The sequence below is a fragment of the Streptococcus sp. OH4692_COT-348 genome, from assembly GCF_003859975.1.
Classification (GTDB): Bacteria; Bacillota; Bacilli; order Lactobacillales; family Streptococcaceae; genus Streptococcus.
In genome coordinates this window covers 14,488-34,522 of record NZ_RQZB01000016.1, presented here as the reverse complement: position 1 = coordinate 34,522, position 20,035 = coordinate 14,488, and the positions used below count along the sequence as shown (strand labels likewise).

Annotated in this window: 15 protein-coding genes and 1 pseudogene; 14 read left to right on the top strand and 2 right to left on the bottom strand. The window is 41.0% G+C overall.

The window, feature by feature from the left end; translation table 11 throughout:
- Positions 1–5 precede the first annotated feature (5 nt).
- The 5 genes and pseudogenes from EII37_RS08790 to EII37_RS08770 all read left to right on the top strand — a co-directional run bounded on the left by EII37_RS08790 (position 6) and on the right by EII37_RS08770 (position 4,851).
- Complete coding sequence (locus tag EII37_RS08790; protein WP_124788311.1) at positions 6–815, top strand: N-acetylmuramoyl-L-alanine amidase family protein; 810 nt, start codon at positions 6–8, stop codon at positions 813–815.
- 33 nt (positions 816–848) lie between these two features.
- Complete coding sequence (locus EII37_RS11245; protein WP_221620937.1) at positions 849–2,342, top strand: Ltp family lipoprotein; 1,494 nt, start codon at positions 849–851, stop codon at positions 2,340–2,342.
- Positions 2,343–2,467: 125 nt separating this feature from the next.
- Positions 2,468–3,427 carry an ROK family glucokinase gene (locus tag EII37_RS08780; RefSeq protein ID WP_031227726.1) on the top strand — a complete coding sequence of 320 codons (960 nt, stop codon included), beginning with the start codon at positions 2,468–2,470 and terminating at the stop codon, positions 3,425–3,427.
- Between the two features lie 99 nt (positions 3,428–3,526).
- A pseudogene (locus EII37_RS08775) lies at positions 3,527–3,960 on the top strand (GTP pyrophosphokinase).
- Positions 3,961–4,011: 51 nt separating this feature from the next.
- Positions 4,012–4,851, top strand: coding sequence for a thymidylate synthase (locus tag EII37_RS08770; RefSeq protein ID WP_124788309.1), 840 nt, complete (start codon positions 4,012–4,014; stop codon positions 4,849–4,851).
- 50 nt (positions 4,852–4,901) lie between these two features.
- On the opposite strand, the gene EII37_RS08765 is transcribed toward EII37_RS08770, so the two are convergent.
- A complete protein-coding gene (locus EII37_RS08765) occupies positions 4,902–5,072 on the bottom strand; it encodes a DUF3042 family protein (RefSeq protein WP_001051780.1) in 171 nt (56 codons plus the stop codon).
- 120 nt (positions 5,073–5,192) lie between these two features.
- On the opposite strand from EII37_RS08765, the gene miaA reads away from it, so the two are divergent.
- The 6 genes from miaA to EII37_RS08735 all read left to right on the top strand — a co-directional run bounded on the left by miaA (position 5,193) and on the right by EII37_RS08735 (position 17,651).
- Positions 5,193–6,077 (top strand): tRNA (adenosine(37)-N6)-dimethylallyltransferase MiaA, encoded by an 885-nt coding sequence (miaA, locus tag EII37_RS08760; RefSeq protein ID WP_124788308.1) that lies wholly within the window; start codon positions 5,193–5,195, stop codon positions 6,075–6,077.
- Positions 6,070–7,308 carry a GTPase HflX gene (gene hflX, locus EII37_RS08755; protein ID WP_124788307.1) on the top strand — a complete coding sequence of 413 codons (1,239 nt, stop codon included), beginning with the start codon at positions 6,070–6,072 and terminating at the stop codon, positions 7,306–7,308. The genes miaA and hflX overlap by 8 nt, the downstream gene beginning before the upstream one ends.
- The gene (locus tag EII37_RS08750; protein ID WP_124788306.1) at positions 7,301–7,924 is read left to right on the top strand and encodes a cystathionine beta-lyase; all 624 of its coding nucleotides are present in this window, start codon (positions 7,301–7,303) and stop codon (positions 7,922–7,924) included. The genes hflX and EII37_RS08750 overlap by 8 nt, the downstream gene beginning before the upstream one ends.
- A gap of 14 nt (positions 7,925–7,938) precedes the next feature.
- A complete protein-coding gene (gene rnz / locus EII37_RS08745; RefSeq protein ID WP_124788305.1) occupies positions 7,939–8,868 on the top strand; it encodes a ribonuclease Z in 930 nt (309 codons plus the stop codon).
- A 20-nt stretch (positions 8,869–8,888) separates the two neighbouring features.
- The gene (locus EII37_RS08740) at positions 8,889–9,644 is read left to right on the top strand and encodes an SDR family oxidoreductase (protein WP_124788304.1); all 756 of its coding nucleotides are present in this window, start codon (positions 8,889–8,891) and stop codon (positions 9,642–9,644) included.
- A 246-nt stretch (positions 9,645–9,890) separates the two neighbouring features.
- Positions 9,891–17,651 (top strand): G5 domain-containing protein, encoded by a 7,761-nt coding sequence (locus tag EII37_RS08735; protein WP_311766542.1) that lies wholly within the window; start codon positions 9,891–9,893, stop codon positions 17,649–17,651.
- A gap of 179 nt (positions 17,652–17,830) precedes the next feature.
- Here the strand turns inward: EII37_RS08735 and EII37_RS08730 are convergent, their stop codons facing one another.
- Entirely contained in the window at positions 17,831–18,190 is a 360-nt protein-coding gene (locus tag EII37_RS08730) for a DUF3397 family protein (protein ID WP_124788303.1), read from the bottom strand.
- A gap of 91 nt (positions 18,191–18,281) precedes the next feature.
- Between EII37_RS08730 and EII37_RS08725 the strand changes: the two genes are divergently transcribed.
- Genes EII37_RS08725 through EII37_RS08715 form a run of 3 tightly spaced genes read left to right on the top strand, consistent with a single transcriptional unit; the run spans position 18,282 to position 20,026 of the window.
- A complete protein-coding gene (locus tag EII37_RS08725; protein WP_124788302.1) occupies positions 18,282–19,238 on the top strand; it encodes a TIGR01212 family radical SAM protein in 957 nt (318 codons plus the stop codon).
- A complete protein-coding gene (locus EII37_RS08720; protein WP_185695992.1) occupies positions 19,222–19,779 on the top strand; it encodes a class I SAM-dependent methyltransferase in 558 nt (185 codons plus the stop codon). Before EII37_RS08725 ends, EII37_RS08720 begins: the two co-directional genes overlap by 17 nt.
- A complete protein-coding gene (locus EII37_RS08715) occupies positions 19,772–20,026 on the top strand; it encodes a hypothetical protein (RefSeq protein ID WP_124788300.1) in 255 nt (84 codons plus the stop codon). The genes EII37_RS08720 and EII37_RS08715 overlap by 8 nt, the downstream gene beginning before the upstream one ends.
- Positions 20,027–20,035 lie beyond the last annotated feature (9 nt).

Below are 20,035 nucleotides of genomic sequence, written 5' to 3'. Positions count from 1 at the left end.
AAGAAATGAACAAACGTCTATTTTTAAAAATGAGTCTGGCTACCCTGCCAGCTTTAGCATTGTTTTCACAACCTGTGTTAGCAGAAGAAAACGTTCATTTTTCTAGTTGTAAGGAAGCTTGGGCGAATGGATACTCGGATATTCACGAGGGAGAACCAGGATATTCTGCCAAGTTAGACCGAGACCATGATGGTGTAGCCTGTGAATTGAAGAATGCTCCTAAGGGTGCTTTCAAAGCAAAACAATCAACGGTGGCTCAAACTAACACAAGTTCAGCAACAACAAGTGGTTGGGTTGAGCAGGATGGCGCTTGGTACTATTTTGATGAAAATGGAAATCCAGTGAAAAATGCATGGCAGGGAAACTATTACTTGAAATCAGATGGTAAAATGGCACAGAGCGAATGGATTTATGATTCTTACTATCAAGCTTGGTATTATTTGAAATCAGATGGATCTTATGCAAAGGATGCATGGCAAGGAGCTTACTACCTTAAATCAAATGGTAAGATGGCTAAAGGTGAGTGGGTCTACGATAGTAGCTACAAATCATACTACTACTTGACATCAGAAGGCAGTTACGCTCGTAACACTTGGTCAGGTAATTATTATCTCAAATCAGATGGTAAGATGGCTAAAGGTGAGTGGATATATGATAGTAACTATAAATCATATTACTACTTGACATCAGAAGGAAGTTATGCTCGTAACACCTGGGTAGGAAATTACTATCTTAAATCAAACGGTAAAATGGCTGTTAATGAACGTACACCAGATGGTTATCGTGTAGATGGTTCAGGTAAATGGGTTAAATAAGAAACTAAAAAATAGGGTAATAGGTAATATCAAATGAATAAAAAAAGATTATTAATATGTGCTTTGGCACTTTCAACAGTTGGAGTATTGTCAACAATTGACACAAAAGGAGTTCTTCCTCTTTCAGCGCAAACGGTGCAGGCTGACACACAAACTCTTACACCAACGGCAAAATATTATATTATTCTTCCGAATGATGCAGAAATATTTAATCGATGGAAGGGAACTGTTAATATTCCTATTATTGGGGCTACAAAAACTACTCCAGAATTATCTTATTTCCAAGAATCCGATCGCAACTATATAGCTAATGAGAATAAGTCTGGTGCCAATTACATAGAGTGGAAAGGAACAGTAGAAGAGTTTAAAGAGGCCATTAAGAAGCTGACTGATAAAAAATCAACTACTGCAACTCCAAAAAAGGATGAAAAGCCAACACCAAAACCGGATGAGAAGCCAAAACCAACACCAAAACCCGATGAAAAACCAAAGCCAACACCTACAGTTCAGTCTGGTTGGGTAGGTTCATCCTATTATCAAGATGGTAAAAAAGTCACTAGTAAGTGGATTTTTGATAAAAAATATAATTCATACTTCTATCTAGATGCATCAGGAAATTATGTTCAAAACGCTTGGGTAGGTAACTATTATCTCAAATCAGGCGGATACATGGCTAAAAGTGAATGGATTTTCGATAAGAACTATGGTTCATACTACTATCTAACATCAGAAGGTAGCTATGCTCGTAATACTTGGGTGGGTAATTACTACCTTAAATCAAATGGTAAGATGGCCAAAGGTGAGTGGGTCTATGATAAGAACTACGGTTCATACTACTACTTGACATCAGAAGGAAGCTATGCTCGCAATGCGTGGTCAGGCAATTATTATTTGAAGTCAAATGGTAAGATGGCTAAGAGTGAGTGGGTTTACGATAAGAACTATGGTTCATATTACTATCTAACATCCGAAGGTAGCTATGCTCGCAATGCGTGGTCAGGCAATTATTATTTGAAGTCAAATGGTAAGATGGCTAAGAGTGAGTGGATTTACGATAAGAACTATGGTTCATATTACTATCTAACATCCGAAGGTAGCTACGCTCGTAATACTTGGGTAGGAAATTACTACCTCAAATCAAATGGTAAGATGGCTAAAAGTGAATGGGTTGATGGAGGTCGTTACTATGTAGGAGCTAATGGATTATGGGAAACCAAATCATCAACCAATAGTGAATATTCTGCTGCTTTAGAAAAGGCAAAGAGTTATAATTCGCTATTCCATATGTCAAAAAAACGTATGTATAGACAATTAACTTCTGAATTTGATAAATTTTCAAATGATGCAGCTCAATATGCGATTGATCATTTAGAAGCCGATTATAAATATAATGCGTTATTTAATGCTAAGAACTATAGAAAATTATTTAATATGTCTAAATCTGGTCTTTTCAATCAATTGACCTCTTATATAGATGGCTTTACAGAAGAAGAAGCTAATTATGCAATTAATCATTTAGATGATTAACAGATACTAGTAGGCGAAAAATTCCTTATAATTCATTCACGCAAACCTTTGCATGATTAACTAAATTTTGTTATACTATATCTGTAAGCATTTTCAGTTAATTCATAATGAAAAAGGAGAATATGATGAGTCAAAAGATTATTGGGATTGACCTTGGTGGAACTTCTATCAAATTTGCAATCTTGACAACAGCAGGAGAAATTCAAGAAAAATGGTCTATCAAGACCAACATTTTGGATGAGGGAAGTCATATCGTAGATGATATGATTGAGTCTATTCAACACCGTTTGGACTTGCTTGGATTGGCAGCAGCAGACTTCCAAGGTATTGGAATGGGATCACCAGGTGTGGTTGACCGTGAAAAAGGAACTGTTATTGGTGCCTACAACTTGAACTGGAAAACCCTTCAACCAATTAAAGAGAAAATTGAAAAAGCCTTGGGCATTCCTTTCTTCATCGATAATGATGCCAACGTGGCAGCTCTTGGTGAGCGCTGGATGGGGGCTGGAGATAACCAACCAGACGTTGTCTTTATGACACTCGGTACTGGTGTTGGTGGCGGTATTGTCGCAGAAGGCAAATTGCTTCACGGTGTTGCTGGTGCAGCAGGTGAGCTTGGCCACATCACTGTTGACTTTGACCAACCAATCGCATGTACTTGCGGTAAGAAAGGTTGCCTTGAGACAGTAGCTTCTGCAACAGGGATTGTCAACTTGACTCGTCGCTATGCCGATGAATACGAAGGCGATGCAGCCTTGAAACGCTTGATTGATAACGGAGAAGAAGTAACTGCTAAGACTGTCTTTGACCTTGCAAAAGAAGGAGACGACCTTGCTTTGATTGTTTACCGTAACTTCTCACGTTACTTGGGAATCGCTTGTGCTAACATTGGTTCAATCCTAAACCCATCAACAATCGTTATCGGTGGGGGTGTATCAGCTGCAGGAGAATTCCTTCTACAAGGTGTTCAAAAAGTCTACGATGAAAATACTTTCCCACAAGTACGCACATCAACAAAATTAGCTCTTGCAACTCTAGGAAATGACGCTGGAGTTATCGGAGCAGCATCACTTGTATTGCAATAAAATAAAAATGACAGAGCTTGGTGATTCATCAGGCTCTTTTTCAAGATCATAATTGTAAATATAACTCTTAACTTTTTGATTTTAGAAAGGAGATTTTAAATGAATAAGTCAGAACAATCCATGTTTGAATTGGCTTTGTCCATTGCAAAAAAGCACATGAGGGACAATATGATAAGGCTGGAGTAGTTTATATCAAACACCCTCTTTTTGTAGCAAGTCTGGTCGATATGCAAGAAGAAAAGGCAGTCGCTCTATTGCACGATGTTCTTGAAGATAGCCCTTATACAGCAGAAGAACTAATATTGGCTGGTTTACCAGAGACTGTTGTTACTGCAGTGCAGGTACTTACCAAGAAAAAGGGACAAGATTATCAACAATATTTGGAACTTGTTAAATCGAATCCTATAGCACGTTGTGTCAAATTAGCAGATTTGAAACATAATTCAGATTTATCTAGACTAGCTACAATTACTGAAAAGGATCTGGAACGATTTGAAAAATACAAGAAAGCTATTGCTTATCTGAGCATGTAGAAAAGCTTTTTTTATGCTATACTAGTTAGGAAACAAATGAGGTGAGAGTAAATGACAAAAGCAGATACGATTTTTAAAGAGAATATTGAACGAATCCTTAAAGACGGTGTCTTTTCAGAGCAAGCGCGTCCCAAGTACAAGGATGGGACAGTTGCCAACTCTAAATATGTAACGGGAGCCTTTTCCGAGTATGACTTGGCCAAGGGGGAATTTCCCATCACAACCTTGCGTCCTATCGCTATCAAATCCGCTATCAAGGAAGTGCTCTGGATTTACCAAGACCAGTCAAATAGCCTAGAAGTGCTCAATGAAAAGTACAATGTTCACTACTGGAATGACTGGGAAGTGGGGGATACAGGAACCATAGGTGAGCGCTATGGGGCAGTTGTTAAGAAACACGACATTATCAATAAGCTTCTCAAACAGTTGGAAGCCAATCCTTGGAATCGTCGTAATATCATCTCGCTCTGGGATTATCAAGCTTTCGAAGAAACAGACGGGTTGCTTCCATGCGCCTTTCAGACCATGTTTGATGTCCGCCGTGTAGATGGAGAAATCTATCTGGATGCGACCTTGACCCAGCGTTCTAACGATATGCTGGTAGCCCATCACATCAATGCTATGCAGTATGTGGCCTTGCAGATGATGATTGCCAAGCATTTCGGCTGGAAGGTTGGGAAGTTCTTCTATTTCATCAACAACCTCCATATCTATGATAATCAATTTGAACAAGCTCAGGAATTGCTCCGTCGGGAGCCGTCAAACTGCCAACCACGCTTGGTTTTAAATGTTCCTGATGGGACTAGTTTCTTTGATATCAAAGCAGAAGATTTTGAGTTGGTGGATTATGACCCTGTAAAGCCACAGTTGAAGTTTGACCTAGCTATTTAAAAGAATAGAAAAAAGAAGTTGAGACAATGAATCCCAACTTCTTTTGTTTTTTAACGTGATACGCGGCGACGAGCTGCTTTTTTACGGTTTTCTTCGATGAAAGCTGCTTTTTGCTCTTCTGGTTCGATCACTTTCTTTTTAAATGCGTATACTGCACCTGCGACGGCAGCGACAGTTCCTGCGACACCTGTTACAAGACCTTTAGCGAATCCTTTAGCCATGAGTCTTCCTCCTTTATATTCTCAATCAGCCAGCCCCCTCAAGAGGTCACATTTTTCTGACTGACCTTTTTGTGTTATAATAATAGTAACGAAAAAATGGGAATTTTTCAAGGAAAAAAGATGAAAACAAAAATAATTGTGATTGTTGGACCGACTGCAGTTGGAAAGACAGCTCTTGCTATTGAAGTGGCCAAGCGTTTTAATGGCGAAGTGGTTAGTGGAGATAGCCAGCAAGTCTATCGAGGACTTGATATTGGGACAGCTAAGGCTAGTCCAGAAGAGCAAGCGGCTGTTCCTCATCATTTGATTGATGTTAGAGAGGTAACCGAGTCTTACTCGGCTTTTGATTTTGTTTCAGAAGCTAAGATGGCTATTGAGGATATTCACAGCCGTGGCAAGCTTGCCATTATCGCTGGTGGAACAGGACTTTACATACAGAGTCTACTAGAAGGATATCATCTCGGTGGAGAGACTCCCCATGAAGAGATTTTGGCCTATCGGGCCAGTTTGGAGCCTTATACAGATGAGGAATTAGCTCATTTGGTGGCGCAAGCAAGTCTTGAAATTCCCCAGTTTAATCGTCGTCGTGCTATGCGTGCCTTGGAAATTGCCCATTTTGGTCAGGATTTGGAAAATCAAGAGAGTCTATATGAACCGCTGATTATCTGCTTGGATGATGAACGCAGTCAATTATATGAACGAATCAATCATCGAGTGGATTTGATGTTTGAGGCTGGGCTTTTGGATGAGGCCAAGTGGCTTTTTGACCATTCCCCTGATGTGCAGGCTGCTAAAGGAATTGGCTATAAGGAACTCTTTCCTTGCTTCCGTGGAGAGCAAACCTTGGAGGAAGCCAGTGAGAGTCTCAAACAGGCTACTCGTCGTTTTGCCAAGCGTCAGTTGACCTGGTTCCGTAATCGCATGCAGGTCACCTTTTATCAGATTGGAGAAGCTGGTGTAAAAGATCGCATTTTAAGCCAGATAGAGGAGTTTTTAGATGATTGAAACGGAGAAAAAAGAGGAACGGGTCCTGCTCATTGGTGTGGAATTGCAGGGCATGGACAATTTTGACCTTTCTATGGAAGAATTGGCTAGTCTAGCTAAGACAGCTGGGGCAATTGTTGTAGATAGCTACAGACAAAAACGTGAAAAATATGATTCCAAGACCTTCGTCGGCTCTGGTAAGTTGGAAGAGATTGCGCTTATGGTGGATGCAGAAGAGATTACCACTGTCATCGTCAACAACCGTTTGACTCCACGGCAAAATGTCAATCTAGAGGAAGTTCTGGGTGTTAAGGTCATTGACCGTATGCAGTTGATTTTGGATATCTTTGCCATGAGAGCTCGAAGTCATGAAGGGAAGCTCCAAGTCCACCTAGCCCAGCTCAAATATCTCTTGCCTCGCTTGGTTGGTCAGGGAATTATGCTCAGCCGTCAGGCAGGGGGAATTGGTTCCCGTGGACCTGGTGAAAGCCAGCTGGAGTTGAACCGTCGTAGTGTTCGCAATCAAATCACAGATATCGAGCGTCAGCTCAAGGTGGTTGAGAAAAATCGGGCGACTGTCAGAGAAAAACGTCTGGAGTCGAGCACCTTTAAGATTGGTTTGATTGGTTACACCAATGCTGGGAAGTCAACTATCATGAACACCTTGACCAGTAAGACCCAGTATGAGGCTGACGAGCTCTTTGCGACTTTAGATGCGACGACTAAGAGTATCCATCTGGGAGGCAATCTCCAAGTAACTTTGACAGATACCGTTGGCTTTATCCAAGATTTGCCGACAGAGTTGGTGTCCAGTTTCAAGTCAACCTTGGAAGAAAGCAAGCATGTGGACCTTCTGGTTCATGTTATCGATGCCAGCAATCCTTACCATGAGGAGCATGAAAAAACAGTTCTGTCCATCATGAAAGACCTGGACATGGAGGATATTCCTCGCCTGACCCTTTATAATAAAGCGGATTTGGTGGAGGATTTCACGCCTACCCAAACGCCTTATGCCCTCATTTCTGCCAAGTCTGAGGATAGTCGTGAGAATTTGCAGGCACTATTTTTAGAGAAAATCAAGGATATTTTTGAATCTTTTACCTTGCGCGTGTCTTTTTCAAAGTCCTATAAGATTCATGATTTAGAAAGTGTTGCGATTCTGGAAGAACGTGACTATCAAGATGACGGAGAAGTCATTACAGGCTACATTTCTGAGAAAAACAAATGGAGGTTAGAAGAATTTTATGACTGATATCAAAACTTTGGCTCTAAAATATGGGGGCTATACAAGTCTAGACAAGGTCTATCTGGATCAGCTTCTAGCTGGAAAGACAGAGCAGGAGCAGTTGACTCTTATCGCACCTCCGCCGAGTGTAGTTAACGCCTATTTTGCTGAACTCTACCAGAAAAAGAGTCCTGAAGCAGCGACGGATTATTTTGCGGAACTCAGTCAGGAACTGAATCTTTACAATACTGAGCCAAGTTTCACTGAAGAAAGCAAACCCTTTATTCGTCTTAACCTATCTGGAAAATCCTTTGGATTTTGTTATGAGAGTGAGGGGCTGGGGCGGATTTTCTCTGAAAATGAAGAGAAAATTTCAGCTGACTTGCTCTTTGAGATTGCGCAAATTTTCCCCCATCAGCTAGTCTTTGAGGAGTCTGGAAAGATTTACATGAAGGCTGTCGGAGATGAGGAAGTTGTTAGCGTGGAGAATATAACAGCTTTGACTGATTTGGAAAGCTTGGCTGATGGTCGCAAACGTCTTAAAGGCTACAGTCAAGAGGATTTATTACAGGAAGCTACTGCTTTTTCTGGCAAGCGCTATTTCCGATCGGAAAACCGCACAGCCATGTTATATATTGATTAATTAGAAAGTATCGAATGGATATTCAATTTTTAGGAACGGGGGCTGGCCAGCCCTCTAAAGCCCGCAATGTTTCAAGTCTCGCTCTGAAACTCTTGGACGAGATTAACGAAGTCTGGCTCTTTGACTGTGGAGAAGGTACGCAAAATCGAATTCTTGAAACGACAATTCGACCACGTAAGGTCAGCAAAATTTTTATCACTCACCTGCATGGAGACCACATTTTTGGCTTGCCAGGTTTCCTTTCTAGCCGTGCCTTTCAGGCCAATGAAGAGCAGACAGATTTGGAAATCTATGGGCCGCAAGGGATTAAATCCTTTGTCTTAACCAGTCTTCGTGTGTCGGGTTCTCGCCTGCCTTACCGTATTCATTTTCATGAGTTTGACCAAGATTCTCTAGGGAAAATTCTTGAAACAGATAAATTCACTGTGTATGCAGAGGAGTTGGACCACACTATTTTCTGCGTTGGCTATCGTGTCATGCAAAAGGACTTGGAAGGAACGCTGGATGCTGAAAAACTCAAGGCTGCTGGTGTCCCATTTGGCCCACTTTTTGGGAAAATTAAAAACGGTCAGGACGTTGTTTTGGAAGACGGAACTGAAATCAAGGCAGCAGACTATATCTCAGCGCCACGTCCAGGTAAGATTATCACCATTCTGGGTGACACCCGCAAAACCAATGCCAGTGTGCGTCTAGCTGTTAATGCCGATATCCTAGTTCATGAGTCCACTTATGGCAAGGGCGATGAAACAATTGCTCGCAATCATGGTCACTCTACTAACATGCAGGCAGCGCAGGTGGCAGTAGAAGCAGGTGCTAAACGCCTCTTGCTTAACCATATCAGTGCTCGTTTCCTCTCAAAAGATATCAGCAAGCTCAAGAAAGATGCTGCTAGCATTTTTGAAAATGTCCATGTGGTCAAAGACTTGGAAGAAGTGGAAATCTAAAAGATTGGGAAAGGAACAGTATGCCTACTATTCTCATTACCGGAGCTAGCGGTGGCCTAGCCCAAGAAATGGTCAAACTCTTGCAAAATGACCAAGTCATCTTGCTTGGTAGAAATAAGGAAAAATTAGCCCAACTATACGGAAATCATTCCCATGCAGAATTGATTGAAATCGATATTACCGATGATTCAGCCTTAGAATCTCTGGTAGCAGACCTCTATCTCCGCTATGGCAAGATTGATATTTTGATAAACAACGCTGGTTACGGGATATTTGAGGAATTTGACCAGATTTCCGACCAAGATATTCATCAGATGTTCGAGGTCAATACCTTTGCCCTAATGAATCTGTCTCGTCGCCTTGCAGCTCGTATGAAGGAGAAGAGGCAAGGTCATATCATCAATATCGTTAGCATGGCAGGTTTGATTGCTACTGGCAAGTCTAGTCTCTACTCAGCCACTAAGTTTGCGGCTATTGGTTTTTCAAATGCTCTGCGCCTCGAACTTATGTCATATGGAGTCTATGTGACAACAGTCAATCCAGGACCAATCCGAACAGGATTTTTTGACCAGGCTGACCCAGATGGTAGCTACCTCAAGTCTGTTGACAGTTTCCTGCTAGAACCAGATGCAGTAGCTAAAAAGATTGTCAAGATTATAGGAAAAAACAAACGAGAACTCAATCTACCGATGTTGTTGAACTTAGCCCATAAGTTTTATACTCTCTTTCCTAAGCTAGCTGATAAGTTGGCAGGGGAGACTTTTAATTATAAGTAGAAGAAGTTCCTTTTAAAGGGACTTTTTAATTCTTTTAATTTAAATGTTAATGAGTATTTTTTCTTTTAAAACCACATTCAGTTTTTTTTAATTATTTTACAAATTTTAGAAAAAACAATCAAAAATATTATTTTATATGCCTAAAGTATTGAAAATTTCTATATTATTTTATAAAATAAGGATAAAAGACTATTAAAAGTTATGCGCTTACATAAAAATGAAAGCGATTACTAAAAGGAGGGTTTTATGGGGAAAGGCCATTGGAATCGGAAAAGAGTTTATAGCATTCGTAAGTTTGCTGTGGGAGCTTGCTCAGTAATGATTGGGACTTGTGCAGTTCTATTAGGTGGAAATATAGCTGAAGAATCTATAGTTTATGCGGATGAAACACCTATTACTCATACTGCTGAGAAACCTAAAGAGGAAAAACCAATAGTAGAAGAAAAGGTTGATCAAGCTTTGGAAACTAAAAATGTAGTTGAAAGGACAGCACAAAAACAACCTAGTGCCACTGAGTCTATTTCATCTGAGAAGAAAGAAGATGAAGCCGTAACTCCAAAAGAGGAAAAAGTGTCTGCTAAACCGGAAGCAAAAGCTCCAAGGATAGAATCACAAGCTTCAAGTCAAGAAAAACCGCTCAAGGAAGATGTTAAAGCTGTGACAAATGAAGAAGTCAATCAAATGATTGAAGACAGGAAAGTGAATTTTAATCAAAATTGGCACTTTAAACTCAATGCGAATTCTAAGGAAGCCATTAAATCGGATGCAGATGTATCTACGTGGAAAAAATTAGATTTACCGCATGACTGGAGTATCTTTAACGATTTCGATCATGAATCTCCTGCACAAAATGAAGGTGGACAGCTTAACGGTGGGGAAGCTTGGTATCGCAAGACTTTCAAACTAGATGAAAAAGACCTCAAGAAAAATGTTCGCCTTACTTTTGATGGCGTCTACATGGATTCTCAAGTTTATGTCAACGGTCAGTTAGTAGGCCATTATCCAAATGGTTATAACCAGTTTTCATATGATATCACTAACTATTTGAACAAAGATGGTCGTGAGAATGTAATTGCTGTTCATGCAGTTAACAAACAGCCAAGTAGTCGTTGGTATTCAGGAAGTGGTATCTATCGTGATGTGACTTTACAAGTGACAGATAAGGTGCATGTTGAGAAAAATGGGACAACCATCTTAACACCAAAACTTGAAGAACAACAACATGGCAAGGTTGAAACGCATGTGACCAGCAAAATCGTCAATACGGACGACAAAGACCATGAACTTGTAGCAGAATATCAAATCGTTGAACGTGGTGGTCAGGCTGTGACAGGTCTAGTACGTACAGAGAGCCGTACCTTGAAAGCACATGAAGTAACTAGTCTTGATGCGATTTTAGAAGTTGAAAGACCAAAACTCTGGACAGTTTTAAATGACAAACCTGCCTTGTACGAATTGATTACGCGTGTATACCGTGATGGTCAGTTGGTTGATGCTAAGAAGGATCTGTTTGGTTACCGTTACTATAACTGGACTCCAAATGAAGGTTTCTCTTTGAATGGTGAACGTATTAAATTCCATGGAGTTTCCTTGCACCATGACCACGGAGCGCTTGGAGCAGAAGAAAACTACAAGGCTGAGTACCGTAGACTGAAACAGATGAAGGAAATGGGAGTGAATTCGATTCGTACGACTCACAACCCTGCTAGTGAACAAACCTTGCAAATCGCAGCAGAACTTGGTTTGCTTGTTCAGGAAGAGGCCTTTGATACTTGGTATGGCGGAAAGAAACCTTATGACTATGGACGTTTCTTTGAAAAAGATGCTACTCATCCTGAGACTAAAAAAGGTGAAAAATGGTCTGATTTTGACCTACGTACCATGGTCGAAAGAGGCAAAAACAACCCAGCTATCTTCATGTGGTCAATCGGAAATGAAATCGGTGAAGCAAATGGGGATCCTCATTCTCTAGCGACTGTTAAACGTCTAGTCAAAGTTATCAAGGATGTTGATAAAACTCGTTATGTTACCATGGGAGCAGATAAGTTCCGTTTCGGTAATGGTAGCGGTGGGCATGAAAAAATTGCTGATGAACTCGATGCTGTTGGATTTAACTACTCTGAAGATAATTACAAAGCCCTTAGAGCTAAGCATCCAAACTGGTTGATTTATGGTTCAGAAACATCTTCTGCTACTCGTACACGTGGTAGCTATTATCGCCCTGAACGTGAATTGAAACATAGTAACGGTCCTGAACGTCATTACGAACAGTCAGATTATGGAAACGACCGTGTTGGTTGGGGTAAAACTGCAACCGCTTCATGGACTTTTGACCGTGACAATGCTGGTTATGCTGGTCAATTTATCTGGACAGGTACGGACTATATCGGTGAACCAACTCCATGGCACAACCAAAACCACACGCCGGTTAAAAGCTCTTACTTTGGTATTGTAGATACAGCGGGTATTCCAAAACATGACTTCTATCTTTACCAAAGCCAATGGGTTTCTGTTAAGAAGAAACCAATGGTTCACCTTCTTCCTCACTGGAACTGGGAAAACAAAGAATTAGCATCCAAAGTAGCTGACTCAGAAGGTAAGATTCCAGTTCGTGCTTATTCGAATGCTTCTAGTGTAGAATTGTTCTTAAATGGCCAGTCTCTAGGAGAGAAGAAATTCAACAAAAAACAAACTAGCGATGGACGAACTTACCAAGAAGGTGCTAATGCTAATGAACTTTATCTTGAATGGAAAGTTGCTTATCAACCAGGTACCTTGGAAGCAATTGCTCGTGATGAATCTGGCAAGGAAATTGCTCGAGATAAGATTACGACTGCTGGTAAGCCAGCTGCTGTTCGTCTTATCAAAGAAGACCATGCAATCGCAGCAGATGGAAAAGACTTGACTTACATCTACTATGAAATTGTTGACAGCCAAGGGAATGTGGTTCCAACTGCTAATAATCTGGTTCGCTTCCAATTGCATGGCCAAGGCCAACTTGTCGGTGTCGATAACGGAGAACAAGCCAGCCGTGAACGCTATAAGGCGCAAGCAGATGGTTCATGGATTCGTAGAGCATTTAACGGTAAAGGGGTTGCAATTGTCAAATCAACTGAGCAAGCAGGGAAATTCACACTGACAGCCCATTCAGATCTCTTGAAATCTAGTCAAGTAACTGTCTTTACTGGTAAAAAAGAAGGACAAGAGAAGACTGTTTTGGGGACAGAAGTAGCAAGAGTTCGTACATTAATCGGTAAAGATCCAAAAATGCCAAAAACAGTAGGTTTTGTGTACAGCGATGGTAGTCGTGAAAAACTTCCAGTAACTTGGTCTCAAGTCGATGTTAGTCAAGCAAGAGTTGTGACTGCTAAAGGTACAGCAAATGGACGTGAGGTAGAGGCTCGTGTCGAGGTTCTAGCAATTGCGAAAGAATTACCAACAGTTAAACGTGTTGCTCCAGGAGCAGATTTGAATACTGTAGATAAATATGTGTCAATACTTGTAACCGATGGAAGTGTACAAGAGTACGAAGTAGATAGCTGGGAGATTGCGGAAGCAGATAAAGCCAAACTTTCAGTAGCTGGATCACGTATTCAAATGACTGGTCAGTTAGCTGGAGAAACTATTCATGCAACCCTTGTGGTAGAAGAAGGAAATGCTGCAGCACCTGTAGTGCCAACTGTTACTGTTGGTGGTGAGGCAGTAACAGGGCTTACTAGTCAACAACCAATGCAATACCGCACTCTTGCTTATGGTGCATCCTTGCCAGAAGTCACAGCAAGTGCTGAAAATGCTGATGTTACAGTTCTTCAAGCAAGCGCAGCAAACGGCATGCGTGCGAGCATCTTTGTTCAGTCTAAAGATGGTGGCCCTCTTCAAACCTATGCAATTCAATTCCTAGAAGAAGCACCAAAAATTGCTCATTTGAGCTTGCAAGTGGAACAAGCTGACGGTCTCAAAGAAGACCAAACAGTCAACTTGTCGGTTCGAGCTCATTATCAAGATGGAACGCAAGCTGTATTACCAGCTGATAAGGCGAGCTTCTCTACAAGCGGTGAAGGGGAAGTTGCAGTCCGAAAAGGAATGCTTGAGTTGCATAAACCAGGAGCACTTATTCTGAAAGCTGAATATGAGGGTGCTACAGGTCAAATCAATCTCACTATACAAGCAAATACTGAGAAGAAGATTGCGCAATCCATCCGTCCTGTAAATGTAGTGACAGATTTACATCAAGAACCTACTCTCCCGTCAACAGTAACTGTTGAGTATGACAAAGGTTTCCCTAAAACTCATAAAGTCACTTGGCAAGCTATTCCGAAAGAAAAATTAGACCACTATCAAAGCTTTGAAGTGTTAGGTAAAGTTGAAGGAATTGACCTGGAAGCGCGTGCTAAAGTATCTGTAGAAGGCATCGTTTCAGTTGAAGAAGTTAGTGTGACAACTCCAATCGCAGAAGCACCACAATTACCAGAAAGCGTTCGTACATATGATTCAAATGGTCACGTTTCATCAGCTAAGGTTGTATGGGATGCGATTCGTCCAGAGCAATACGCTAAGGAAGGTGTCTTTACAGTTAATGGTCGCTTAGAAGGTACTCAATTAACAACTAAACTTCATGTTCGCGTATCTGCTCAAACTGAGCAAGGTGCAAACATTTCTGACCAATGGACCGGTTCAGAATTGCCACTTGCCTTTGCTTCAGATTCAAATCCAACCGACCCTGTTTCAAATGTCAACGATAAATTGATTTCCTTTAATGACCGACCAGCCAATCGTTGGACAAACTGGAATCGTAGTAATCCAGAAGCTTCAGTCGGTGTTCTGTTTGGAGATTCAGGTATCTTGAGCAAACGCTCCGTTGATAATCTAAGTGTCGGATTCCACGAAGACCATGGAGTTGGTGCACCGAAGTCTTATGTGATTGAGTATTATGTTGGTAATACTGCTCCAACAGCTCCTAAGAATCCTAGCTTTGTAGGCAATGAGGACCATGTCTTTAATGATTCTGCTAACTGGAAACCAGTGACTAATCTAAAAGCCCCTGCTCAACTCAAGGCTGGAGAAATGAACCACTTTAGCTTTGATAAAGTTGAAACCTATGCTGTTCGTATTCGCATGGTTAAAGCAGATAACAAGCGTGGAACGTCTATCACAGAAGTACAAATCTTTGCGAAACAAGTTGCGGCAGCCAAACAAGGACAAACAAGAATCCAAGTTGACGGCAAAGACTTAGTAAACTTCAACCCTGATTTGACAGACTACTACCTTGAGTCTGTAGATGGAAAAGTTCCCGCAGTCACAGCAAGTGTTAGCAACAATGGTCTCGCTACCGTCGTTCCAAGCGTTCGTGAAGGTGAGCCAGTTCGTGTCATCGCGAAAGCTGAAAATGGCGACATCTTAGGAGAATACCGTCTGCACTTCACTAAGGATAAGAACTTACTTTCTCATAAACCAGTTGCTGCGGTTAAACAAGCTCGCTTGTTGCAACTAGGTCAAGCACTTGAATTGCCGACTAAGGTTCCGGTATACTTCACAGGTAAAGACGGCTACGAAACAAAAGACCTTACAGTTGAATGGGAAGAAGTTCCAGCAGAAAATCTGACAAAAGCAGGTCAATTTACTGTTCGAGGTCGTGTCCTTGGTAGCAATCTTACTGTAGAGTTCACTGTACGAGTGACAGATAAACTTGGTGAGGCTCTTTCAGATAACCCTAACTATGATGAAAATGGTAATCAGGCCTTTGCTTCAGCAACCAACGATATTGATAAAAACTCTCATGACCGCGTTGACTATCTCAATGACAGAGATCATTCAGAAAATCGTCGTTGGACAAACTGGTCTGCAAGACCGTCTACCAATCCAGAAGTATCAGCAGGCGTCATCTTCCGTGAAAATGGGAAGATTGTAGAACGGACTGTTGCACAAGGAAAAGTTCAGTTCTTTGCAGATAGTGGTACAGATGCACCATCTAAACTTGTTTTGGAACGCTATGTCGGTCCAGACTTTGAAGTGCCAACCTACTATTCAAACTACCAATCTTACGAATCTGGACATCCATTTAACAATCCAGAAAATTGGGAAGTTGTGCCTTATCGTGCGGATAAAGACATTGCAGCTGGTGATGAAATCAACGTAACATTTAAAGCTGTCAAAGCCAAAGCTATGAGATGGCGTATGGAGCGCAAAGCAGATAAGAGCGGTGTTGCGATGATTGAGATGACCTTCCTTGCTCCAAGCGAATTGCCTCAAGAAAGCACTAAATCGAAGATTCTTGTAGATGGAAAACAACTTGCTGATTTCGCTGAAAATCGTCAAGATTATCAAATCACCTATAAAGGTCAACGTCCAAAAGTCTCAGTTGAAGAAAACAATCAAGTAGCTTCAACTGTGGTAGATAGTGGCGATGATAGTCTTCCAGTACTTGTTCGTCTTGTTTCAGAAAATGGAAAACAAGTCAAGGAATACCGTATCCAGTTGACTAAGGAAAAACCAGTTTCTGAAAAAACAGTTGCTGCAGTACAAGAAGAACTTCCAAAACTTGAATTGGTTGAAAAAGATATAGCCTACAAGATAGTTGAGAAAAAGGATTCAACACTGTATCTTGGTGAAACTCGTGTAGAACAAGAAGGAAAAGTTGGTAAGGAACGTATCTTCACAGCGATAAATCCTAATGGAAGTAAGGAAGAAAAACTCCATGAAGTGGTAGAAGTTCCGACAGACCGCATCGTCTTGGTTGGAACCAATCCCGGCACCTCTCTTCCAGAAGAAGAAGTGAAAAATCTTGTGCTTAACAGACCAGAACTTGTAATCGAAGAAGAAATCATCGACTTCAATGTTCAGGAACGTAAGTCTGACAAGTTGTATCTAGGTGAAACCCGTGTCCTCCAAGAAGGAAAACAAGGTGTCCGTGTTCACTTGATTGAAGTGGAAAATGGGAAACGTCAACTCAAAGACACATATGATAAAGTTGCTGCACAAGATCGTATCGTGGAAGTGGGGACCACCCCAGGTACTTCTCTTCCAGAAGACGAAGTGAAGAATCTTGTTCTGAATCGCCCAGAACTTGTTGTCGAAGAAGAAGCCATCGACTTCAATGTTCAGGAGCGTAAGTCTGATAAGTTGTATCTAGGTGAAACCCGTGTCCTCCAAGAAGGAAAACAAGGTGTCCGTGTTCGCTGGATTGAAGTGGAAAATGGGCAACGTCAGCTTAAAGAAACTTATGATAAAGTCGTTGCACAAGATCGTATCGTGGAAGTGGGGACCAATCCAGGTACTTCTCTTCCAGAAGACGAAGTGAAAAATCTTGTTCTGAATCGCCCAGAGCTTGTAGTCGAAGAAGAAACCATTGACTTCAATGTTCAGGAGCGTAAGTCTGATAAGTTGTATCTAGGTGAAACCCGTGTCCTCCAAGAAGGAAAACAAGGTGTCCGTGTTCGATTGATTGAAGTGGAAAATGGGCAACGTCAGCTTAAAGAAACTTACGATAAAGTTGCTGCACAAGATCGTATAGTAGAAGTTGGTACTAAACTAGGAACTTCTCTGCCAGAAGACGAAGTGAAAAATCTTGTTCTAAATCGCCCAGAGCTTATTTTAGGAGAAGAAACCATCGATTTCAAGGTTCAGGAACAAAAGAACGAAAAACTTCCCGCAGGTGAAACACGAGTCCTCCAAGAAGGAAGACAAGGGGTTCGTGTTCACTTGATTGAGGTTGAAAATGGTAAGCGAACTGAAAAGGATAGCTATAATAAAGTTATGGTTCAGGATCGCATCGTAGAAGTCGGTACAGCTGGCGAAACAACCAAACCAGTATCTCAAGAAACTACAAAACCACAAGTGTCAGAAAAAGCAGATACAAAACAAATCGCTTCAAGTGAATCTAGTCAAGCTAATAAAGTGCAGTTACCAAATACAGGAAGTGCGGCAAGCCAAGCAGCAGTAGCAGCAGGCTTAGCTCTTCTCGGTTTGAGTGCAGGATTAGTAGCCACTAAAGGTAAAAAAGAAGATTAGAAATTTTGATACCTTCTTTATCATTAAAGACTAGCGAGAAGCTCTTGTCTTAGATAGAAGATAAATCCCTTGGAATATAAGTTTCTAAGGGATTTTCTTTGTATAAAATTGTATAGTGTTACTGTCTATCCTATTTTGAAGAGAAAGCAAAAATCCCTAGAAAATGTTTAGGGATTCGATTATTTCATTAAGAACAATTCAACAACCATCTCGATATACATGACAAGGGTTAATAAGAATCCTGCACGCCAGAAGAATTTGATGAATTTAGGATAGTAAAAGCTGCGTTTTTTCAGAAGGAAGAAAAAAACGAGAATAATGGCTAGGAGTGAGAGGGCTAGTCCCAGTCTAGGGAGGAAATTATGGGTAAAGGTTTTAGCTGTGATTAGGTAGTATTCAAATACCAAGACTGGAAAAGCCAAATCCGCAAAGTTTCGTCCTAGTTTTTTTAATCTAAAAAGTTTGGTTATGATAATGCAGACTACTAAAGTCAGTATCAATAATAAAATAGATGCTAATTTCATTAAAATCATACCCATATTGTATCATAAAAAATCGCTAAAGGAAATGAGAAACAGAGGAATTTATAGGAAAGTCAGGCTTTTGAGATTGTGGGTGTTTTTTGTTATAATGAAAGTTATGAAATCTTATAATACCTTGAATGATTATTATCGAAAACTCTTTGGAGAAAAGACCTTTAAAGTCCCTATTGATGCGGGGTTTGACTGTCCCAATCGTGATGGGACTGTGGCTCATGGAGGCTGTACTTTTTGTACGGTTTCAGGTTCTGGAGATGCTATCGTAGCACCGGACGCGCCTATCCGTGAGCAATTTTATAAGGAAATTGACTTTATGCACCGTAAGTGGCCAGATGTTCAGAAGTATCTGGTTTATTTTCAAAATTTTACCAACACCCATGAAAAGGTAGAAGTCATCCGAGAGCGCTATGAGCAGGCTATCAATGAGCCAGGTGTAGTAGGAATCAATATCGGAACACGGCCAGACTGTTTACCAGATGAAACCATCGAATATTTGGCTGAATTATCGGAGCGCATGCATGTGACGGTTGAATTGGGCTTGCAGACAACTTATGAAACAACCTCTGACCTGATTAACCGTGCCCACTCTTATGAATTGTACGTGGAAACGGTCAAGCGTTTGAGAAAGTATCCCAAGATTGAGATTGTTTCCCATCTGATCAACGGACTTCCTGGTGAAACCCATGAGATGATGATTGAAAATGTCCGCCGCTGTGTTACGGATAATGATATTCAAGGAATTAAATTGCACTTGCTTCACCTGATGACCAATACACGTATGCAACGAGATTACCATGAGGGACGTTTACAATTGATGAGCCGGGATGAATATGTCAAGGTCATCTGTGACCAACTGGAAATCATTCCCAAACATATCGTCATCCATCGAATCACAGGAGATGCACCTAGAGATATGCTGATTGGTCCTATGTGGAGCCTCAATAAATGGGAAGTTCTAAATAGTATTGAGATGGAGATGCGACGTCGCGGAAGTGTTCAAGGATGCAAGGCTGTAAAACAGGAGTTTGAAAATGAAAAGACCACTTGAGATGGCACATGATTTTTTAGCTGAGGTAGTGACAAAAGAGGATATCGTAGTGGATGCGACTATGGGAAATGGTCATGACACCCTTTTTTTAGCCAAACTAGCCAAGAAAGTCTATGCCTTTGATATTCAGGAACAAGCCTTGGAAAAGACCCAAGAACGTTTAAACCAGGCTGGAATGACAAATGCCCAGTTAATCTTGCAAGGTCATGAGACACTGGACCAGTTTGTGACAGAAGCCAAGGCAGGGATTTTTAATCTGGGCTATTTGCCGTCAGCTGATAAATCTGTCATTACCCAACCTCAGACAACGATTGAAGCATTAGAAAAGCTGTGTCATTTGCTTGTCAAAGGTGGACGAATTGCTATCATGATCTACTATGGTCATGAAGGAGGCGACCTAGAGAGGGATGCTGTCTTGAATTTTGTTAGCCAATTGAGCCAACAAGAGTACACAGCTGCCATTTACCGAACTTTAAACCAAGTCAACAACCCACCGTTTTTAGTGATGATTGAGAAATTAGAGAGATATAGACATGGATAAACAATACCTACGTGAAAAGCTGGATGCCATGCGCCAGAATTTTGTCGAATCAACCCAGCACGAACGAGCAGTGGGTGTGTTAGACCAAGTGCATATGAGCAAAAAAATGCTTAAAATCAAGAAAAAGTTAGTTGCTCTTGAAATGGAACGGTGCCAGAGAAAAATTGAGCACAAGGATTGTTCCAAGATTGACCAAAAAATCAAAGAGCAGAAGGAGATATTTGAATCCTGTTGTAAAAAAGATTAAGGAGGAAGA

What these genes read in the sequence shown, in the direction of transcription:
- miaA (WP_124788308.1), top strand. Translation starts at nt 5,193, where the DNA reads ATGAAAACAAAAATAATTGTGATTGTTGGACCGACTGCAGTTGGAAAG.
- EII37_RS08720 (WP_185695992.1), top strand. Translation starts at nt 19,222, where the DNA reads ATGAAAAGACCACTTGAGATGGCACATGATTTTTTAGCTGAGGTAGTG.
- EII37_RS08750 (WP_124788306.1), top strand. Translation starts at nt 7,301, where the DNA reads ATGACTGATATCAAAACTTTGGCTCTAAAATATGGGGGCTATACAAGT.
- EII37_RS08730 (WP_124788303.1), bottom strand. Translation starts at nt 18,190, where the DNA reads ATGGGTATGATTTTAATGAAATTAGCATCTATTTTATTATTGATACTG.
- EII37_RS08735 (WP_311766542.1), top strand. Translation starts at nt 9,891, where the DNA reads ATGGGGAAAGGCCATTGGAATCGGAAAAGAGTTTATAGCATTCGTAAG.
- EII37_RS08725 (WP_124788302.1), top strand. Translation starts at nt 18,282, where the DNA reads ATGAAAGTTATGAAATCTTATAATACCTTGAATGATTATTATCGAAAA.
- EII37_RS08770 (WP_124788309.1), top strand. Translation starts at nt 4,012, where the DNA reads ATGACAAAAGCAGATACGATTTTTAAAGAGAATATTGAACGAATCCTT.
- EII37_RS11245 (WP_221620937.1), top strand. Translation starts at nt 849, where the DNA reads ATGAATAAAAAAAGATTATTAATATGTGCTTTGGCACTTTCAACAGTT.
- EII37_RS08790 (WP_124788311.1), top strand. Translation starts at nt 6, where the DNA reads ATGAACAAACGTCTATTTTTAAAAATGAGTCTGGCTACCCTGCCAGCT.
- EII37_RS08765 (WP_001051780.1), bottom strand. Translation starts at nt 5,072, where the DNA reads ATGGCTAAAGGATTCGCTAAAGGTCTTGTAACAGGTGTCGCAGGAACT.
- EII37_RS08740 (WP_124788304.1), top strand. Translation starts at nt 8,889, where the DNA reads ATGCCTACTATTCTCATTACCGGAGCTAGCGGTGGCCTAGCCCAAGAA.
- rnz (WP_124788305.1), top strand. Translation starts at nt 7,939, where the DNA reads ATGGATATTCAATTTTTAGGAACGGGGGCTGGCCAGCCCTCTAAAGCC.
- EII37_RS08715 (WP_124788300.1), top strand. Translation starts at nt 19,772, where the DNA reads ATGGATAAACAATACCTACGTGAAAAGCTGGATGCCATGCGCCAGAAT.
- EII37_RS08780 (WP_031227726.1), top strand. Translation starts at nt 2,468, where the DNA reads ATGAGTCAAAAGATTATTGGGATTGACCTTGGTGGAACTTCTATCAAA.
- hflX (WP_124788307.1), top strand. Translation starts at nt 6,070, where the DNA reads ATGATTGAAACGGAGAAAAAAGAGGAACGGGTCCTGCTCATTGGTGTG.